15 protein-coding genes are annotated in these 18723 nt (G+C 73.6%); 4 read left to right on the top strand and 11 right to left on the bottom strand.

What is annotated here, in order from left to right; all coding sequences use genetic code 11:
- The 7 genes from ACN6LM_RS24960 to ACN6LM_RS24930 all read right to left on the bottom strand — a co-directional run.
- The coding region (locus tag ACN6LM_RS24960) for an adenosylhomocysteinase (protein ID WP_445067616.1) at nucleotides 1-879 on the bottom strand (879 nt) is incomplete at its 3' end.
- A 268-nt stretch (nucleotides 880-1147) separates the two neighbouring features.
- Entirely contained in the window at nucleotides 1148-2218 is a 1071-nt protein-coding gene (locus ACN6LM_RS24955; RefSeq protein ID WP_445067615.1) for a cation diffusion facilitator family transporter, read from the bottom strand.
- 87 nt (nucleotides 2219-2305) lie between these two features.
- A complete protein-coding gene (gene manA / locus ACN6LM_RS24950; protein WP_445067614.1) occupies nucleotides 2306-3484 on the bottom strand; it encodes a mannose-6-phosphate isomerase, class I in 1179 nt (392 codons plus the stop codon).
- A 47-nt stretch (nucleotides 3485-3531) separates the two neighbouring features.
- Nucleotides 3532-4668, bottom strand: a complete 1137-nt coding sequence (locus ACN6LM_RS24945) for an SIS domain-containing protein (protein WP_445067612.1) — start codon at nucleotides 4666-4668, stop codon at nucleotides 3532-3534.
- Nucleotides 4669-4753: 85 nt separating this feature from the next.
- A complete protein-coding gene (locus ACN6LM_RS24940) occupies nucleotides 4754-4936 on the bottom strand; it encodes a Trm112 family protein (protein ID WP_445067611.1) in 183 nt (60 codons plus the stop codon).
- 277 nt (nucleotides 4937-5213) lie between these two features.
- Entirely contained in the window at nucleotides 5214-6578 is a 1365-nt protein-coding gene (locus ACN6LM_RS24935; protein ID WP_445067610.1) for a phosphomannomutase/phosphoglucomutase, read from the bottom strand.
- Nucleotides 6579-6639: 61 nt separating this feature from the next.
- Nucleotides 6640-7017 (bottom strand): DUF3499 domain-containing protein, encoded by a 378-nt coding sequence (locus ACN6LM_RS24930; RefSeq protein WP_445067609.1) that lies wholly within the window; start codon nucleotides 7015-7017, stop codon nucleotides 6640-6642.
- Between the two features lie 391 nt (nucleotides 7018-7408).
- Here ACN6LM_RS24930 and ACN6LM_RS24925 point away from each other — a divergent pair, with 391 nt between their 5' ends.
- A complete protein-coding gene (locus ACN6LM_RS24925; protein WP_203601512.1) occupies nucleotides 7409-7837 on the top strand; it encodes a metallopeptidase family protein in 429 nt (142 codons plus the stop codon).
- A 22-nt stretch (nucleotides 7838-7859) separates the two neighbouring features.
- Here the strand turns inward: ACN6LM_RS24925 and ACN6LM_RS24920 are convergent, their stop codons facing one another.
- From ACN6LM_RS24920 to ACN6LM_RS24910, 3 genes are all read right to left on the bottom strand, one after another.
- Complete coding sequence (locus ACN6LM_RS24920) at nucleotides 7860-9398, bottom strand: DUF5719 family protein (RefSeq protein WP_445067607.1); 1539 nt, start codon at nucleotides 9396-9398, stop codon at nucleotides 7860-7862.
- Nucleotides 9395-13180 (bottom strand): glycosyltransferase, encoded by a 3786-nt coding sequence (locus ACN6LM_RS24915; protein WP_445067606.1) that lies wholly within the window; start codon nucleotides 13178-13180, stop codon nucleotides 9395-9397. Before ACN6LM_RS24915 ends, ACN6LM_RS24920 begins: the two co-directional genes overlap by 4 nt.
- A 301-nt stretch (nucleotides 13181-13481) precedes the next feature.
- The gene (locus ACN6LM_RS24910) at nucleotides 13482-13745 is read right to left on the bottom strand and encodes a WhiB family transcriptional regulator (RefSeq protein ID WP_018103995.1); all 264 of its coding nucleotides are present in this window, start codon (nucleotides 13743-13745) and stop codon (nucleotides 13482-13484) included.
- 709 nt (nucleotides 13746-14454) lie between these two features.
- Between ACN6LM_RS24910 and ACN6LM_RS24905 the strand changes: the two genes are divergently transcribed.
- From ACN6LM_RS24905 to ACN6LM_RS24895, 3 genes are read left to right on the top strand one after another with little or no spacing between them, the layout of a single operon-like run.
- Complete coding sequence (locus tag ACN6LM_RS24905; protein ID WP_445067605.1) at nucleotides 14455-14988, top strand: cysteine dioxygenase; 534 nt, start codon at nucleotides 14455-14457, stop codon at nucleotides 14986-14988.
- A 45-nt stretch (nucleotides 14989-15033) separates the two neighbouring features.
- Nucleotides 15034-15990 carry a 2-phospho-L-lactate transferase gene (gene cofD / locus ACN6LM_RS24900; RefSeq protein ID WP_445067604.1) on the top strand — a complete coding sequence of 319 codons (957 nt, stop codon included), beginning with the start codon at nucleotides 15034-15036 and terminating at the stop codon, nucleotides 15988-15990.
- Nucleotides 15987-17297: a coenzyme F420-0:L-glutamate ligase gene (locus tag ACN6LM_RS24895; protein WP_445067602.1), complete on the top strand. Its 1311-nt coding sequence runs from the start codon at nucleotides 15987-15989 to the stop codon at nucleotides 17295-17297. Before cofD ends, ACN6LM_RS24895 begins: the two co-directional genes overlap by 4 nt.
- A gap of 441 nt (nucleotides 17298-17738) precedes the next feature.
- On the opposite strand, the gene ACN6LM_RS24890 is transcribed toward ACN6LM_RS24895, so the two are convergent.
- The gene (locus ACN6LM_RS24890) at nucleotides 17739-18722 is read right to left on the bottom strand and encodes a DNA-3-methyladenine glycosylase family protein (protein ID WP_445067601.1); all 984 of its coding nucleotides are present in this window, start codon (nucleotides 18720-18722) and stop codon (nucleotides 17739-17741) included.
- Nucleotide 18723: the final 1 nt, after the last annotated feature.

Raw genomic sequence — 18723 nt, 5'->3', positions numbered from 1 at the left:
GATGATCACCCGGGCACCCTGGCCACGCAGCGACTCCGCGCACCCCTTGCCCACATCCCCGTACCCACACACCACGGCGGTCTTCCCACCGATCAGGACGTCGGTGGCGCGGTTGATGCCGTCGATCAGGGAGTGGCGGCAGCCGTACTTGTTGTCGAACTTCGACTTCGTCACCGCGTCGTTCACATTGATCGCCGGGAACAGCAGACTGCCGTCACGGTGCATCTCGTACAGCCGGTGCACACCGGTCGTGGTCTCCTCCGTGACGCCACGGATCTCGGAGGCCAGCTGGGTCCACTTCTGGGGGGACTCGCCGAGCGTGCGGTTGAGCAGCGTGAGGATGTGCGCGTACTCCTCGCTGTCCGCCGTCGCCGGGTCCGGGGCCGCGCCGGCCTTCTCGAACTCGACGCCCTTGTGGACCAGGAGGGTGGCGTCGCCGCCGTCGTCCAGGATCATGTTGGGGCCGCCGGTGGGGGTGTTCGGCCAGGTCAGAGCCTGCTCCGTGCACCACCAGTACTCCTCCAGCGACTCACCCTTCCAGGCGAAGACCGGGACGCCGGCGGGAGCCTCGGGGGTGCCGTTCGGGCCGACCGCGATCGCGGCGGCCGCGTGGTCCTGGGTGGAGAAGATGTTGCAGGAGGCCCAGCGGACCTCGGCGCCGAGGGCGACCAGGGTCTCGATCAGCACGGCGGTCTGCACGGTCATGTGCAGCGAGCCGGTGATGCGGGCGCCGGCCAGCGGCTGCGCGGCGGCGTACTCCTTGCGGATCGACATCAGACCGGGCATCTCGTGCTCGGCCAGGGTGATCTCCTTCCGCCCGAAGGCGGCGAGGGAGAGGTCGGCGACCTTGAAGTCCTGTCGATTGGCGACCGTCGTCATAACGGGCTGCTCCTCGTTGTGGAGTCGAGGGTGGGTAGGGCGGCTCTGCGGCGGCGGGCACACGAATGCCCGGGCGCTCGCAGCGCAGTCCGTCGGAGGCCCTCTCTCCCTCGGCCGGTCCGGCGTACGGACCGATCGACCGCCATCAGCAGCGACGTCTGACACTGCCGTCGAATCTACACCGAACGGCGCAGCCGCTCCCAGTCCACCGGGGCGGATCCGGGGTGGGAGCGGCTGTACGGGGTGTGCGATGGCGGGTCCGGTGCGGTCAGTGGCCGGATTCCGTCGGGCCGGTGTCCTCCGTGCCCGCCGGGGTGTCGGCCGGGTCGGAGCCCGGCTCGGCGGCTCCCGGTTCGGGGGCTTCCGGGCCGGGGGTGGCGTGGGTGCCTCCGGGGGCCTTGGCCGGGTTGGTGCCGGCTGCCGCCGCCGCGGCGTTGTAGATGTCCGGCTCCAGGTAGATCACCCGGGCGATCGGGACGGCGGCGCGGATGCGTGCTTCGGCGGCGTTGATGGCGTTGGCGACCTCGTCGGCGGTGTCGTCGTGCTGGACCGCGATCTTGGCGGCGACCAGCAGCTCTTCCGGGCCGAGGTGGAGCGTGCGCATGTGGATGATCTTGGTGACGGTGTCGCCGTCGACCACCGCGGCCTTGATCTTCTCGACCTGGTCGGCGCCGGCGGCCTCGCCGAGCAGCAGGGACTTGGTCTCCGCGGCCAGCACGATCGCGATGACGATCAGCAGGATGCCGATGCAGAGGGTGCCGATGCCGTCCCAGATGCCGTCGCCCGTGCCGAGGGCCAGGCCGACGCCGCCGAGGGCGAGGACCAGACCGATGAGCGCGCCGAAGTCCTCGAGAAGCACGACGGGCAGTTCCGGGGCCTTCGCACGGCGGATGAACTGCGTCCAGCTGAGCTGGCCGCGCGACTCGTTGGACTCCTTGATCGCCGTACGGAAGGAGAAGCCCTCGGCGATGATCGCGAAGACCAGGACGCCGACCGGCCAGTACCACGCCTCCAGCTCGTGGGGGTGGCGGATCTTCTCGTAGCCCTCGTACACCGCGAACATGCCGCCGACGGAGAACAGGACGATGGAGACGAGGAAGGCGTAGATGTAGCGCTCGCGGCCGTACCCGAAGGGGTGCTGCGGAGTGGCCTCGCGCTCGGCCCGCTTGCCGCCGAGGAGCAGCAGGCCCTGGTTGCCGGAGTCGGCGAGCGAGTGGACGCTCTCCGCGAGCATCGACGAGGACCCGCTGAACAGGAACGCCACGAATTTGGCCACTGCGATCGCGAGGTTGGCGCCGAGTGCCGCCACGATCGCCTTGGTTCCGCCTGACGCACTCATGGGTGCCTGGTGTCCCTTCTTCGGTCTGCGGCTCCGACGGCCGCGGTGTGGCGGCACATTGTTGCAGCCCTCGTCACGGACGGTGCGTCAGGCCACCACTGTCGCACGGAACAGCGTGCCCGCTCCGGACGCATGTACCCGCTCGCCCGCCGGTACGAAGACCGATTCGCCGGGCGCGAGGGCGAGGTCGCCGGCGCTCGGAGCACCCGCCGTGCACAGCAGGATCTGCGGGGTGGACGCGGTCAGGTCGGCGGGAGCGGCGCCGGGCGACAGGTCGAAGCGGGAGAGGCGGAACTCGTCCACGGGCGTCTCGTACAGCTCCTCGCCCGACGGGGACGCCTCCGGGCGCAGGATGCCCGGGTCGGTCGCCTCGAAGCGGACGATGCGCAGGAGTTCGGGTACGTCGATGTGCTTGGGCGTCAGGCCGCAGCGCAGCACGTTGTCCGAGTTGGCCATGATCTCGACGCCGAGGCCGTCGAGGTAGGCGTGCGGGACGCCCGCGCCGAGGAACAGCGCCTCGCCGGGCTGGAGCCGTACGTGGTTGAGCAGCATGGCCGCGATGACGCCCGCGTCGCCGGGGAAGTGGTGGGCGATGCGGGCGTACGGCGCGTAGGCCCCGCCGATCCGCTCCGCGGCGGCCGCGGCGGCGGTCACCGTCTCGGCCATCTCGTCCGGGTCCGCGGTGAGGATCGCCGTCAGGACCTCGCGCAGCGCGGCCTCCTCGGGCTGGGCGCGGAGCAGGTCCGCGTACGGCTTGAGGGAGTCGACGCCCAGGCCCTCCATCGCCTCGGCCGCCTCCAGGGGCCGCCGGAATCCGCACAGGCCGTCGAAGGGGGTGAGCGCGCAGATCAGCTCGGGCTTGTGGTTGGCGTCCTTGTACGTGCGGTGGGGAGCGTCGATCGGGACGGACCGGCTCTCCTCGTCCGCGTAACCCGCCTTGGCCTGGTCCAGGTTCGGGTGCACCTGGAGGGAGAGGGGGGCGCCCGCGGCGAGCAGCTTGAGGAGGAAGGGCAGGCGGGGGCCGAACTTCTCGACGGTCGCCGTGCCGAGTTCGCGGGCGGGGTCGGCGTCGATGACCTCGGTGAGGGGCTGCTCGGCGTGGGCGCTGCCGGCTTCGGTGCGGGTGATCCGGGAAGGGGCGCCCGGGTGGGCGCCCATCCACATCTCCGCCTGCGGCTCGCCGGTGGGGGCGACGCCCAGCAGGGCGGGGATCGCGGTGGTCGAGCCCCAGGCATACGGGCGCACGGTGTTGGAGAGCCGGTCCATGGATCAGTCCTTGTGTTGCTGTGCTGTCTTGGCGTGGTGCGGGTGTCTCAGGCGCCGGGGGCCGAGGCGAGCGACAGGTAGACCGCGGCGAAGTCGGTGACGGCGAGCAGTTCCGCGAGGGATTCGAGCGTGCTGCCCTCCTCCGGTTCGAGCTCGCTGATCGCCGTGTCGTGGCCCAGGGCCAGTTCGCGGGCGGCCGGGGCTGCGCTGAGGCCGCCGGTCGGGCGGTCTCGGAGCAGCACCACCCGGGCGTGCAGGGGCTCCGACTCCTCGACGCGGTCGCGGAAGAAGTCGTCCGGGTCCGCGCCCGCGGCGAAGGCGCCCGCCAGCAGGCCCCCGTGCGTGGGAAGCGCCTCCGGGAGTGCGGCGGCGAGGGCCGGGCGTCCGGAGAGCTCCGACAGGACGGCGGCGAACCGGCGTCCGACCGGGCCTGCCGCTTCGCCCTCCGTCCAGATCAGCGGAAGGGTGTCCGCGAGTTCGGCGGCGAGGGTCTTGGCCGGGTTGCTGTACGTGGCGACGGCCGGGCCGCAGCGCTCCGCGGTGCGGTCCAGGCGGTCGGCGACGCGCTGGAGGGCGTCGGCGGGGGCAGTGACCAGGCCGACGCGGTCGAGCAGGGCGAGGAGCGGGGTGAGCAGGGCCCAGAGGGTGCCGGGGCCGGCGGCGGACGTCTCGGCGTCGTACTCGCCGTGCGGGGCGGAGGCCATCGGGACGACGACGCCGTGCACGCCGTGGACCGCCTCCCGCAGCGGGGAGCGCAGCGGGGCGACGGCGACGACCGTGCAGCCGCGGCGGTACGCCTGCTCCGCGAGGAGGGCGAGGCCCGGTTCGGAGCCGTCCGCCGTGGCGATGAGCAGCAGGTCCACGGAGCCGGCCCAGCCGGGGAGGGTCCAGCGGAGTGCGCCGGGGGCGGGGGCGACGCCGGTCGGGGGGATTCGGGTGACCGGGGCGGAGGCGCCGGCGAGCGCCGCGATCAGGTCCGCGACGCCGGTCGCGGCGGTGCCGGGGCCGGCGACCAGGACGGCGCGCGGGCGGCCCTCCGGCTTCAGCTCGGTGATCCCGGCCTCCGTCGCGTGCCGGGCGGCGGTGCGTACCCGGGCCCCGGCCTCGGCGGCGCCGCGGAGCAGGTCGCGGCGGTCGGCTCGGGCCAGGGCGTCGGGGGCGTCGAGCAACGACTCGTCGAGCATGGGGCGGTCCTCCGATCACATGCCGGTCACCGGCGGGTGCGGGTGCGGTGCGGCCGCTTCGGGCCGGTTGCGCCGGTCGATCCGGTTACGCCGGGCGGCGGGCCTCGTCGACGAGGAGTACGGGGATGCCGTCCCGGACGGGGTAGGCGAGACCGCAGTCGGTGCCGGTGCAGATGAGTTCCGGGGTCTCGGCTGCCGTCTGGTCGTCCAGGGGGGCGTGGCAGGCGGGGCAGGCCAGGATCTCCAGGAGGCCGGCTTCGAGCGGCATGGGGTGTCCCTTCGGGCGGTCTGTGGTCGGGGCCCTTGTGGGGGCGTGGTCAGCCTACCGCTGGGGTGGGGTGGGGTGCGTGTCGTGGGGCGTCGGGGGCCGGGGGGCGGGTTGGGGTGCGTGCGCCTGCGGCGGGCGTGTTCCCCTACCCGCCCCTTCCCGGAACCGGGGCTCCGCCCCGGGCCCCGCTGCTCAAACGCCGGAGGGGCTGAAATGGATCAGGCGGCGAAGGAGCTGGAACGGGTCGGCCGCCGCAGGGGCTGGGTTCGGGCGAGCGCTATGCGCGGATCAGGGTCAGGACCTCGTCCCTCACCCGCCTCATCGTCTCCTCGTCCCTCGCCTCCACGTTCAAGCGCAGCAGCGGTTCCGTGTTGGACGGGCGGAGGTTGAACCACCAGGTGGGGGTCGTCACCGTGAGGCCGTCCAGGGTGTCCGTGGTGGCGTTCTCCTGGTGGGCGTAGGCGGAAGCGGCCTTCGCCGTGCTGGCCTTCTGGTCGTCGACCGTGGAGTTGATCTCGCCGGAGGCGGCGTAGCGGTCGTACTGCGCGACCAGCGCCGAGAGGGGGCCCGCCTGGCCTCCCAGGGCGGCGAGGACGTGCAGGGCGGCGAGCATGCCCGTATCGGCGTTCCAGAAGTCGCGGAAGTAGTAGTGGGCCGAGTGCTCGCCGCCGAAGATCGCGCCGTGGGCGGCCATCTCGGCCTTGATGAAGGAGTGGCCGACCCTGGTGCGGACGGGGGTGCCGCCGTGCTCGCGTACGACCTCGGGGACGGAGTGGGAGGTGATCAGGTTGTGGATGATCGTGCCCCGGCCGCCGTTGCGGGCCAGTTCGCGGGCCGCGACCAGGGCGGTGATCGCCGACGGGGAGACGCCTTCGCCCCGTTCGTCCACCACGAAGCAGCGGTCCGCGTCGCCGTCGAAGGCGAGGCCCAGGTCGGCGCCCTCGGCCACCACGCGGGCCTGGAGGTCCGTGATGTTCTTCGGGTCCAGGGGGTTGGCCTCGTGGTTCGGGAAGGTGCCGTCGAGCTCGAAGTACATCGGGACCAGGTCCACGGGCAGTCCGGCGAAGACCGTGGGGACGGTGTGGCCGCCCATGCCGTTGCCCGCGTCCACGACGACCTTGAGGGGGCGGATCTCCGTCAGGTCCACCAGGGAGAGCAGATGGGCGGCGTAGTCCGTGAGGGTCTCGCGCTCGGTGACCGCCCCCGGGCTCGCGACCGGTTCGGGGGCACCCTTCTCGGACCACTCCTCGGCCAGCGCGCGGATCTCGGCCAGGCCGGTGTCCTGGCCCACCGGTGCCGCGCCCGCCCGGCACATCTTGATGCCGTTGTACTGCGCGGGGTTGTGCGAGGCGGTGAACATCGCGCCGGGCAGGTCCAGCGCGCCGGAGGCGTAGTACAGCTGGTCCGTCGAGCAGAGGCCGATCATCGTGACGTCGGCGCCGCGCCCCGCCGCGCCCCGTGCGAACGCGCCGGACAGGGCCGGGGACGTGGGGCGCATGTCGTGGCCGATCACGATCGCGTCCGCGCCGGTCACCTCGACGAAGGCCGCCCCGAAGAGTCCGGCCAGCTTCTCGTCCCACTGGTCGGGCACGACTCCGCGCACGTCGTACGCCTTCACGAGCTGCGACAGGTCTACGGTCACGGGCCGGTCCTCCTGGGGGGTTGCTTCGGACCGCCCAACGTACCCGGCGGCCGGCGGTCCCTCAGGAGTCGGGTGAGCGCAGGACGCGGAGGTGCCCCCTGCGGGCGACCTCCATCGGATCCGCGGTCCGGCGGCCGCCGCCCGGGCTGCCGTCGCCGCGCTCCTGCGGACGTGCGGCTTCCCGTACGGCGTTGGCCAGCGCTTCCAGGTCGTCGCCGCTGGGGCGGCTGGGCGCGGAGGGGTCGGAGAGCCGCACGACCTCCCAGCCCCGGGGCGCGGTCAGCCGCTCGCTGTGCTCGGCACAGAGGTCGTAGCAGTGGGGCTCGGCGTAGGTGGCGAGCGGGCCGAGGACCGCAGTCGAGTCGGCATAGACGTACGTCAGTGTCGCGACGGCAGGGCGGCCGCACGCGGTGCGCGAACAGCGACGTACAGGGCTCACGATGTTGGACGGTACCGCACTCTTGAGCGGGCTGCGACGACTCTCCCCCGGCTCACCCCTCCGTGTCGCCCTGTGACCTCCGGCACACGCGCCCCCCGGGCAACTCCGCTGACCTGCGTGGGAGGAGAGGGCGAGGGTCCTGAGGGCGATGATTCCGGTCACCTCTGTGCCGCGAACCTTTCACAAGGCATCGGTCCGGCGGTCGCGAGCGGGGCCGGAAACGGGCTCCGGTGTGGCCGGATCGCTCAAGAGCGGACAGCGCGGCAGGGGCCGGAGCGCTCAGGGGCGGACCGGGCGGCAGGGGCGGACCGCTCGGGAGCGGGCGGGGCGGCGGCGCGGGGCCGCTCGCACTCCGGCCGCGCGGGCCGTCGGGGGTTAGGCTGCGTCGGTGATGGACAGTTCCGTACCGCCCAGCCCGTCCGAGCCGCGTCCGCGGCGCCGGGACCGACACGGCCGAGGTATGCGCGGGCCCGTCGCCCCGCCGCAGGTGCCGCTGTCCACGAGCCGCGCGGACAGCTTCCGCGATCTCGTCCAGGACTCGGTGGAGCGGCTGGAGCGGCGCTGGCCGCAGCTGGCGGAGGTCGACTTCGTCGTCCTGGAGGTGCCGGAGACAGCGGAGGAGACGGTTCCGCTGGGCGACGCGGTCTCCGCCGAGAAGGGCCGGCCCGCCCGCATCACCGTCTACCGGCGCCCTGTCGAGCTCCGCACCAAGAGCCGGGACGAGCGCGCCCTGCTCGTCCACGAGATCGTGGTCGAGCAGGTCGCGGAGTTGCTGGGCCTGGCGCCCGAGTCCGTCGATCCCCGTTACGGACAGGAGTAGCGGCCCCAGGGCCGCCCCCCTCTCAGTCGTCCAGCACCGACAGGTCCTGCCGGGCCGTCGGGACCTCCACCGTGCCCCGGTCGTCCGGCAGCGTCTGCACCGTGAACATCTGGATGCCGTTCACCTTCTCGGTGAGCGTGCGCGCGGCGTGCACCGGTCCGCCGGACTGCGTCTCGACCGTCAGGGCGTAGGTGCCCTTGAGGCCCGTCGGCACGGGCGGGGTGACCGCCGTGGTCGTGCCCGCCGCGATCTTGTACGTCTTGCTGACCGGCGTACCGCCGCCGCTGCCCGCCGACGCCGTGACCTTGACGGTCGCGGCGGCGCCGGGGGCGGTGAGGGAGAGGACGGAGCCCTTGGAGCGGTTGTCGGCGACGGTCGCGCGGGCGCCCACCGGGCCGGTCGCGGGGATGTAGGCGACCTCCTGCTCGTCGCCCTTGCCCCGGACCACGCGCAGGGCGGCGACGACCGGGGTGGCCCTGCTCTTCTCGGAGGGCACCAGCATCAGCGAGCCCGCCTCGCCCCGGGTGATGTCCTTGAGGTCCATTCCGGCGGTCATGTGTGACTTGACGTGCAGTTCCTCGTGGCCGGCCGGGGTGACCGCGCCGGACTTGCCGAGCAGTTTCAGACCGAGGTCGGCGTCGTCGTCGCCGGGCGCGAAGGCCACCAGGCGGACCGAGGTCGCGTCGGCCGGGACGCCCGGCAGCACGAGCGTGCCGGCGGGTTCGGCGGACGCGGTGAGCCAGTCGCTGCCGGTCTTGTCGTCCGACGTCCTGACGGCCGCGCCGACCCTGCCCGTACGGGTGGTGACGTGGACGGTGACGTCGTCGGCGGCCTTGCTCGTGAGCGTCGAGATCAGGACGCGCACACCGGAGCCCGCCGGGACCGTGATGCCCTCGCCGACGTCGGACTTGAGGGAGCCGTCCGGGCCGTACAGCTCGATGTCGGCGACGGCGGCGGTGTCGTCCGGGTTGGTGAGGTGGACGTAGTCCTCGCGGGACTTGGCGGTGCTCGCCGCGGGGAACCAGAAGTCGGTGTCGGGCGTGGTGCAGCTGATGCCGAGCAGGCCGCGTCCGTCGCCCGCCTCGATGGTGGTGGTCTGCTGGGCGGTCCAGCCGGGTGCGAGCCGGCCCGTCGCGGTGCCGATGAGGGCGGGCGAGTCCGCGCCCGACGCCTCGCCGGTGGCGGGCTTGCCGGGCTCCTTGAGGGAGACCACCGGCTTGTCCCCCTTACCCTTCTTGCCCTTGTCCTTCTTGTCCTTGTCGTCGGACTTGTCGTCGGTCTTCGCGTCGCCGTCCTTCGCGGAGGACAGGAGCTCGGCGGTGCCGGCCGTGGTGGAGCCGCCACTCCCGCCGGACGGCGTGAAGGCCGTGTACGCCGTCTCCGAGAGGTCGGAGAGGCCGGGCGCCGGGCAGAGCAGGCTGGTCCGTTCCACGGGCAGCCGTGCGGCCGTCGACGCTTCGGCCGTACTGCCGCCGGACGGCTCGTTGAGCACGGCGAACCCGGTGACGGCGGCCAGGGCGACCGCCCCGGCGATGAGGGACAGGCTGCTGGTGGACTTCACTCGGACTCGCCTCGCGATGCGTTACCGGTCGGCCACGGGTTCTGGCCCGGGGCGGGGTTCTCGGGGTTCTGCGGGTCGTACGGGTGCTGCTCGCCGTACTGCCCGGCCTCGGGGCCGTACCCGTTCGGGTCATAGGACTGCGGGTCGTACGCGGGCGGGTCGTACGGGCCCGCGTACTGGCCGTCCTGGTACTGGCCCTCCTGGTACTGGGGGTAGCCGTACGGGTCGTAGCCGCCGGTGTCCGGCTGCTGCTGCCCCTCGGCGTACCGCGGGTCCTGGTACGGGGCGCCGTCCGGGTACTGCGGATAGCCCGTGTCCTGGTACTGGCCCTGCCCGTCCTCCCAGTCGCCGTACTGCTGCTGCGGTACGAAGACGCTGTCGTCGCCCTCCGGGGCCGCCGGGTCGGTTTCGGCGCTCTGCTGGGCGGGAACGTACGCGGGCTGCTCGCCGGTCTCCTCCTGGGCCGGTGCGCCCTCCGCGTCCTGCCGCTCGGGGGCGCCCTCGGCGGCCTCGCTCTCGGCCAGGGCGGCGGCGCGCAGCCTGCGGGCGCGGCGGCCCTCGCCGGCGACCGGTTCGGCGGCGACGGCCTCGGCCTCCTCGGGCAGGTCGTCGTCGATCTCGCGGCGGCGGCCGGGCAGGGCCATGACCACGAGGACCAAGGCGAGCGCCATCTGCGCCCAGATCCACACGGTGTGGGTGAAGGGCTCCTCGTACGTGAGGTCCAGGGTGCCGCCCTCGGCGGGCAGTTCGAAGCCCTGGGCCCAGCCGTCGACGGTCTTCGCGGTCAGCGCGCGGCCGTTGAGCGTGGCCTCCCAGCCGGGGTCGGCGGCGTCGGCGATCCGCAGCACCCGGCCGTTGCCGCCCGCCGGGATCCTGGTGTGCGCCTCGACGGGCTGGGAGCCCACCGGGAGCGGCTCGTCGCCGTCCCCGGACGGGACGATCATGATCCGGGCGACCTGCCGGTCCACCCGCCACAGGGCGCTGCCGTCGAGCTGGCTGAGCCGGCTCAGGCCCGGGGTCGCGTCGAGCACCCGGCTCATCCGCTTGGGCGCCCCGTCGCGCACGAGGACGTAACGGATCGCGAAGCCGCTGAGCTGGCTGCCCTGGTCGGCGCCGGAGCCGGCGACCAGGTTGGCGACGACCTTGTCGAGGTGGCTGTTGCCGCCCTGGGCCTCGGCCAGCTCCGCGTCACCGAGCCGGGCGCCCGAGCCGCGGACGAGGGTGTAGTCGACGGAGGCGGACGAGGTGCCGCCCAGGACCAGGGTGCGCGGCTGGTCGCGGGTGCCGCTCTCCTCCGCGACGAACGCGGGCACCTGGACCGGGTCGCGGCGTTCCAGCGGTCCCGCCGCGCCGCCGATCATCCAGCCGGCGGCGGCCAGCACGGGGGCCACGCCCGCCGCGAGGGCGATCAGGGCGGCGACCGGCTGGCGCCAGCCGAAGCTCAGTTCGGCGACGCGGATGCGGGCACCGTCCGCGCCGACCAGCGCGGCGGCGATGAGCGCGGCGCCGTAGACCAGGGTGGCGGGGCCCGCCCAGCCGGAGCCGTTGGCGAGCCCGGCGAACGCGAGGGAGACCAGCGCGGCGACCCAGGCGGTCCGGACGGCGAACTGCCGCTCCCCGCGCAGCAGGGCGGCCAGCGCGGCGAGGACGATGCCGAGGAGCAGGACGCCGCCCGCCGCCTTCGGCCCGCCGGGGCTGAGGCCGAGGAGGTCCAGCGCGGAGGCGGAGCCCGTACCGGTTTCCAGGCCGGCTTCCTCCAGGAACGCGGACGGGCTGCTCAGCAGCGAGAGCGACCAGGGCGCGAGGACCAGGACCGGGGTGCCGACGGCGGCGAGGAAGCGGAGCCCGTACGCGGTGATGTCGCCGCGTCGCAGCACCAGGACGCCGAGGCCGAGGACCACGGCGAGCGGCCACACGATCGGCGTGAACGCCATGGCGAGGGTGAGGAGCAGGGTGTACGCCCAGGTGGCCCGCCAGCTGCCGCGGGCGTCGCCGGAGGCGCGCATGCCGTGCGCGGAGACCGCGGTGCGGGCGATCAGCGGCAGCAGGACGGCCAGGACGGCGGTGCCGAGGCGGCCGGTCGCCAGGGCGCCGGTCGCAGCGGGCAGGAAGGCGTACGCGACGCTCGCCCAGGCCCGCAGCAGTCGCGAGGGCAGCAGCGGGCGGGTGACGAAGTACGCGGTGAGTCCGGCGAGCGGGACCGAGCAGACGAGCAGCAGGGTGAGCGCGAAGCCGGTGGAGCCGAGGAACAGCGCGGACAGGGCCGAGATGACGGCGAGGTAGGGCGGGGCGGTCTGGGTGCCGCCGGTGCCGACGGTGTGCCAGCCGTCCGCGTACCGCGCCCAGAGGTCGGAGACGTCGCCCGGGGCGGGCAGCAGGGCCCCGCCGGCCAGCGCGCCGCCGCCGATGAGGTCGCGGCAGGCGACGAGGGAGGCCAGGAGGAGCAGGGCGAAGAGGACCGGTCCCGGCTTGCGGCCGACCTTCTTCAGCCGCGCGAACTGGTCGATCTCCAGGTAGTCGGCGTCGTCGCCGCCCGGTCCGGACTCGACCGAGCCGTGCCGGGAGCCGCCGGAGTCGGCTTCGGACCCGCCGAAGTTCCCGGCGACCTGTTCGACGGTGGCGCGGACGGTGGCTCCGGGCGCGGGGAAGAGGCCGCGCAGTTCGGCGGCGTCGACGGCGCCCTTCCCGCGGGCGCGGCGGGCGGCCAGGATGCGGCCGGGGCGCAGCAGGGTGCTCAGGAGCCCGGTGACCTCGTCGACGGCCTGGCCGGGGACCTTGCCGACGAGGTAGGCGAGGGTGCGCAGCAGGGTGCCGAGGACGAGCCGGAGCATCACCCAGGGCAGCTTCTTGCCGGGTGCGTTGACGAGCATCGTGTAGACGGCGCCCGCCTTGTCCACGCGGTGCGGGCTGGCGACATTGCGGCCGGCGCAGTCGATGGGGCGGCGTTCCCGCGCGGACGCCTCGGCATGCCGCAGGACGGCGTCGGGGGCGACGAGCACCCGGTGGCCCGCCAGGTGGGCGCGCCAGCACAGGTCGACGTCGTCACGCATGAGCGGGAGCCTGCGGTCGAAGCCGCCCAGTTCCTCCCAGACGTCGCGCCGGACGAGCATGCCGGCGGTGGAGACGGAGAGCACGGTACGGACCTGGTCGTGCTGGCCCTGGTCCTGCTCGCGGCGGTCGAGGCCGGTCCAGCGGCGGCCGCTGTTGGCGATGGAGACGCCGACTTCGAGGAGCTGGCGGCGGTCGTACCAGCCGCGCAGCTTGGGGCCGACGATCGCGGCGTGCCGGTCGTTGTCCACGACGCGGAGCATCTCGGCGAGCGCGTCGGGCGCGGGCGCGCAGTCGTCGTGGAGCAGCCAGAGCCACTGCACCGGTTCGCCGTGCGGCAGCTCGGGCATCTCGTACGCCTCGTCGCGCCAGGTCCGGGTGACCGGGTCCCAGCCGCTGGGCCGCTTCAGGTAGGGCAGGTCGTCCGGGGTGAGGACGCCGGCCGTACGGCTCGCCTCGTCGACGGCGGTGCCGAAGCTCGTACGCCGCGCCAGGTGCAGGACGCGGTCGGCGCCGAGGGCCTCGGTGACCAGGCGCGCGGAGTCGTCGGCGCTGCCGGTGTCGGCGGCGACGACGTTCTGTACGGGGCGCTCCTGGCCGAGCAGTCCGGCGAGCGCGTCGGGCAGCCAGCGTGCGCCGTCGTGGGAGACGAGCACGGCGGTGACGACATGCCGGGGGAACTCGGGGGCGGCGGCGGCCGCGTACGGCGCCGTTGATTGGCTGTGCACGGACATCGAGGTACGGGCCCTCCGGCCGGGTCCGGGGGACGTCCCCCCGGGGGCTGCATCGGTGTACACGCGCGCTCTGTCGGGTCGTTGGCGCGTCTCGGACGGGGCCCCACACTAACGGTAGGGGTAACCGGGGTGGCGCGGAGCGGTTGGACGAGGGCGTGAGCGGGTAGCGGCCGGCGCGGATTTCCGGTGCGTGCGGGCATGGCGGTGGTGCTGCCCGGGTACGGCGACGGCCCGCCGCCTGCGGGGGTGCAGGCGGCGGGCCGTGGTGTTCGTGCGCGGTGGGCCGGGCCGGTCGGCCCGGTCAGACCGCGGCCTTCTTCAGGCGTCGGCGCTCGCGCTCGGAGAGGCCGCCCCAGATGCCGAACCGCTCGTCCTTCGAGAGGGCGTACTCCAGGCACTCGGACCGGACTTCACAGGCGAGGCAGACCTTCTTCGCCTCGCGGGTCGATCCACCCTTCTCGGGAAAGAAGGACTCGGGGTCGGTCTGGGCGCACAGTGCGCGCTCCTGCCAGCCGAGCTCTTCGTCCGCGTCCTCGACCAGCAGTTGCTGGAACAGCTCGGTCATGTGCGCCCCTCGTCTGTCTCTTGCGTCCCGTGATGCGGCCGTTACCGAATCGGCCGAACGACACGGGTGAAATTACAAGCGTGTAGCTCTGGCTGGTCAAGCCCGGATCTGCTATTGGCTCCGGTATTCACCCTGCGGCACCAACCGTATGCGTTAAGTGTTCAAATCACCAAAAACCTGACATATGCCATGGGCGCTACCGTGTTCCCGTCCGCCATGGAGACAAACCCCTGCGGACGCGGACACGTTTCGATTCGATCACTGAAGCGACCAAGATCACATTCGGGTCACGGTGCCGCGCCCACGTTTGGCAGCGCGGTTGTTGCGCCACCTGTCCCCACCATCGGCCGCTAAAACCTTTCTCCGCACGGAGTAACCGGATGAGGTGAAACATTGCCGCCAAACCGGGCATTGGGTTGACACCGGGCGGCTCTTTGGTTCTCCTTGATGCCATGCCAGTGACCTCAGCGATGCACGCGACCCGCGCCCGTGGGTTCCGCAGCGCTGTCCAGGCTCGCTGTTGCTGTTCCAGCTGTCTCAGCTGTTGATGCCGCCGACGCCGTCGTAGCCCTCCCGCTCCGGCCCGGCACCGCTCGTCCCGCACCTCCCGCGCCGCTTCTCCGGCTTTCCGGCCACCGGCGCCCATGGACCCCGCGACGAGCCCCCGCACCGCACGCCGCACTCGCACCCTGCCGAGGAACCACGCTCCATGAACAGCAGCGACAGCGACCTCCAGATCGCCGGCGACCTCCTGGAGGTCCAGCACCTTCTCCGCCCCGCCCCAGAACACCCCGCCACGGTGGCGGAGTTCGTCGGCCTCGCCCGGACCATCGCGGCCGACCGCGCCCGGTGGGCGCCGCTCGTCCGGTACGACGCCACCACCCGCTGGTACCACCGCCTGCGCACCGTTCCCCGGGGTCTCGGCTCCGCTCTGCCCGGGGAGACCCCACCCGGTTACGAGGTCTGGCTCCTCAGCTGGGTGCCCGGGCAGGGCAGCGGACTGCACGACCACGGGCCCTCCTCCGGTGTCCTGACCGTGCTCGACGGCGAACTGACGGAACGTACGGACCGGGGAAGGCGGACGCTGGGCGCGGGCGCGCAGCGGGTCTTCGCGCCCGGCTACGCGCACGAGGTGGTCAACGACTCCCTGGAACCGGCCGTCAGCCTGCACGTGTACTACCCGGGCCTCACCGACATGCCGATGCACGCCGCGCAGTGCGCCCCGGCGGCCGCGACTGCCTGAACGGCCCCCCGACGAGGACCGCGCTCCGCCTGACAGACTGTTTGCATGCGCATTGTGGTTCTGGCCGGCGGTATCGGTGGTGCTCGTTTCCTGCGGGGTCTCAAGGAGGCCGCGCCCGACGCGGACATCACGGTCATCGGCAACACCGGTGACGACATCCATCTGTTCGGGCTCAAGGTCTGCCCCGACCTCGACACCGTGATGTACACCCTCGGCGGTGGCATCAACGAGGAGCAGGGCTGGGGCCGCACCGACGAGACGTTCCGCGTCAAGGAGGAGCTCGCCGCGTACGGCGTGGGCCCGGAGTGGTTCGGGCTCGGCGACCGCGACTTCGCGACACACATCGTCCGTACGCAGATGCTCGGCGCGGGCTACCCGCTCAGCGCCGTCACCGAGGCGCTCTGCGCGCGCTGGAAGCCGGGCGTCCGGCTGCTGCCGATGTCCGACGACCGCGTCGAGACGCACGTGGCGATCGAGGAGGACGGCGAGAGCCGGGCCGTGCACTTCCAGGAGTACTGGGTGAAGCTGCGGGCCGCCGTGCCGGCGCGGGCGATCGTGCCCGTCGGCGCGGAGCAGGCGAAGCCGGCTCCCGGTGTCCTGGAGGCGATCGCCGGGGCCGACGTTATCCTCTTCCCGCCGTCCAACCCGGTCGTCTCCGTCGGGACGATCCTCGCCGTGCCCGGCATCCGCGAGGCCATCGCCGAGGCCGGGGTGCCGGTCGTCGGCCTCTCCCCCATCGTCGGCGACGCGCCGGTGCGCGGGATGGCCGACAAGGTCCTCGCGGCGGTGGGCGTCGAGTCGACCGCCGCCGCCGTCGCCGAGCACTACGGCTCCGGGCTGCTCGACGGCTGGCTGGTCGACACCGTGGACGCGGGCGCCGTCGGGCGGGTGGAGTCCGCGGGCATCCGCTGCCGGTCCGTACCGCTGATGATGACCGACGTCGCCGCCACCGCCGAGATGGCGCGGCAGGCGCTCGCCCTCGCCGAGGAGGTCCGCGCGTGAGCGCCGCCGACGCCCCCGCCTACCGGGTGTGGGCCCTGCCCGGGATGCCCGAGGTGCGGCCCGGGGACGACCTCGCGAAGCTGATCGCGGCCACCGGGCCGGGACTCGTGGACGGTGACGTCCTGCTCGTCACCTCGAAGATCGTCTCCAAGGCGGAGGGCCGGATCGTGCGGGCCCCCGACCGGGAGGCGGCGATCGACGCCGAGACGGTACGGGTGGTGGCGCGGCGCGGTCCGCTGCGGATCGTGGAGAACCGGCAGGGACTGGTCATGGCCGCCGCCGGTGTCGACGCGTCGAACACCCCCGCCGGGACGGTCCTGCTGCTCCCGGAGGACCCCGACGCCTCGGCCCGGGCGATCCGGGAAGGGCTGCGGGCGGCGCTCGGCGTCGAGGTCGGCGTCCTCGTCACGGACACCTTCGGGCGGCCGTGGCGCAACGGGCTGACCGATGTCGCCATCGGGGCGGCGGGAGTGCGGGTGCTGGACGACCTGCGGGGCGGGCGGGACGCGCACGGCAATCCGCTGAGCGCGACCGTGATCGCCACCGCCGACGAGCTGGCCGCCGCCGGCGACCTGGTCAAGGGCAAGACGGACGGGCTGCCCGTCGCCGTGGTGCGCGGGCTCAGGCATGTCGTGGACGCGGCGGACGAGCAGGACGCCCGTGCGCTGGTGCGGGTCGCGGCCGACGACATGTTCCGGCTGGGGACCTCCGAGGCGGTCCGGGAGGCGGTGACGCAGCGGCGTACGGTGCGCGAGTTCACGGACGAGCCGGTGGATCCGGGGGCGGTGCGGCGTGCGGTCGCCGCCGCCGTGACCGCGCCGGCGCCGCACCACACGACGCCGTGGCGGTTCGTGCTGCTGGAGTCCCCGGAGTCGCGGACCCGGCTGCTCGACGCGATGCGGGACGCGTGGATCGCCGATCTGCGGCGCGACGGCAAGAGCGAGGAGTCGGTCGCCAAGCGGGTGCGGCGGGGCGATGTGCTGCGCCGGGCGCCGTATCTGGTGGTGCCGTGCATGGTCATGGACGGTTCGCACACGTACGGGGACGAGCGGCGGGACGGCGCGGAGCGCGAGATGTTCGTGGTCGCGGCGGGGGCCGGCATCCAGAACTTCCTGGTGGCGCTGGCCGGGGAGCGGCTGGGGTCGGCGTGGGTGTCCTCGACGATGTTCTGCCGGGATGTGGTGCGGGACGTTCTGGGGCTGCCGGCGTCCTGGGACCCGCTGGGAGCGGTGGCCGTGGGGCACGCGGTGGCGGCCCCCGGGCCGCGGGTGGGGCGTTCCGCGGAGGACTTCGTCGTGGTGCGGTGAGGTTGCGGCGGCGCGGGGCGGTTTCGGGGCTCTGCCCCGGACCCCGGTCCTCAATCGCCGGACGGGCTTGCATTCGGCCCGGCCCGGCGCGGTGCGCGTCCGCGAGCTCGGATTCCGCCCGGCCCGGTGCGCTTCCACGGGCTCGGATTCGGCCCGGCCCGGAGTCCGCCTGCGGGCTCGATGTGGCTCGGGCCTCGTCCTCAATCGCCGGACGGGCTTGAATTCATCGCCCGACCGGCTGATTTCACCGTCAGGGGGGGGCGGACTTCACCGCCAGGCGGGCTGATTTCACCGCCAGGGGGGGGCGGCCCTCATCGCCAGGCGGGCTGATTTCACAGCCAGGGGGGCGGACCTCACCGCCAGGCGGGCTGATTTCACAGCCGGGGGAGCTGGACTTCGCCGCCAGGCGGGTTGGGACTTCATCGCCGGGCGGGCTGGGCGTCACAGCCGCGCGATGTCTCTCGGCTGGAAGCGTGGTGCTCTTCTCGGGGGCGTCGCGCCCGAGAGCAGGATCAGGCGGGTCGCCCGGTGGCGTTGGCCCTCGTACGGGGTCAGGAGGATCAGCATCTCCTCGTCGTCCGCGTGGCGGTTGCCCGCCAGGGCGTGGCCGACGATGCCGGGGAGGTGGAAGTCGCCCACCGTCACCGCGTCCGGCGCGCCGTTCGAGCGCTGCAGGGTCTCCGCCGCCGTCCAGGGGCCGATGCCCGGGATCGCCTGGAGGCGGGTCAGCGCGTCGGGGAGGTCCATCGCGGCCGCCTCCTCCATGCGGCGGGCCACGCGGACCGTGCGCAGGATCGTCGCCGAGCGCTTGCTGTCGACGCCCGCGCGGTGCCAGTCCCAGGACGGGATCAGCGACCAGGTGCGGGCGTCCGGCATGACGTAGAGGCCGTACTCCTGCGGGCCAGGCGCGGGCTCCCCGTACTGGCGCACGAGGAGGCGCCAGGCGCGGTACGCCTCGTCCGTCGTGACCTTCTGCTCCAGGACCGACGGGATCAGCGACTCCAGGACCAGGCCCGTGCGCAGCAGCCGCAGTCCGGGGCGGCGGTGCTGGGTCTGGGCGAGGAGGCGGTGGCGCGGGGTGAAGGCCGCCGGGTCGTCGCCCTCGCCGAGCAGCGTGGGCAGCTGGTCCAGCAGCCAGGGCGCGCCGGGTCCCCAGGCGGACGCCTCGATCCGGCCGTCCCGGGCGACGACATGCAGCGTGCCGGGGCCCTCGGGGGTGCGGCTGGCCCGGCGCACGGAGCCGTCGGCGACCATCCGGAACGTGGGGTCGGCGGGGCCGCGGCGCAGGGGGCCGAGGACGAGCCTCAGGTCGAGCGGGCCCGGCGGCGTCCAGACACGGGTCTGCGCCGCCGGTACGGGCGTGGCCGCCGCCTGGTGCGGGACGGGCGCGCGCCGGGCGTTGCGGGGAGCGAAGCGTCCTGCCACG

The organism is Streptomyces sp. SAS_281 (genome assembly GCF_052542855.1).
The sequence above is the reverse complement of the archived record's forward strand: the minus strand, read 5'-3'. Positions and strand labels throughout refer to the sequence as shown.

Bases quoted from the DNA above. Each gene is read 5' to 3' on its own strand.
- ACN6LM_RS24955 (WP_445067615.1), bottom strand. From the start codon at position 2,218: ATGAGTGCGTCAGGCGGAACCAAGGCGATCGTGGCGGCACTCGGCGCC.
- manA (WP_445067614.1), bottom strand. From the start codon at position 3,484: ATGGACCGGCTCTCCAACACCGTGCGCCCGTATGCCTGGGGCTCGACC.
- ACN6LM_RS24945 (WP_445067612.1), bottom strand. From the start codon at position 4,668: ATGCTCGACGAGTCGTTGCTCGACGCCCCCGACGCCCTGGCCCGAGCC.
- ACN6LM_RS24940 (WP_445067611.1), bottom strand. From the start codon at position 4,936: ATGCCGCTCGAAGCCGGCCTCCTGGAGATCCTGGCCTGCCCCGCCTGC.
- ACN6LM_RS24925 (WP_203601512.1), top strand. From the start codon at position 7,409: ATGGACAGTTCCGTACCGCCCAGCCCGTCCGAGCCGCGTCCGCGGCGC.
- ACN6LM_RS24915 (WP_445067606.1), bottom strand. From the start codon at position 13,180: ATGTCCGTGCACAGCCAATCAACGGCGCCGTACGCGGCCGCCGCCGCC.
- ACN6LM_RS24910 (WP_018103995.1), bottom strand. From the start codon at position 13,745: ATGACCGAGCTGTTCCAGCAACTGCTGGTCGAGGACGCGGACGAAGAG.
- ACN6LM_RS24905 (WP_445067605.1), top strand. From the start codon at position 14,455: ATGAACAGCAGCGACAGCGACCTCCAGATCGCCGGCGACCTCCTGGAG.
- cofD (WP_445067604.1), top strand. From the start codon at position 15,034: ATGCGCATTGTGGTTCTGGCCGGCGGTATCGGTGGTGCTCGTTTCCTG.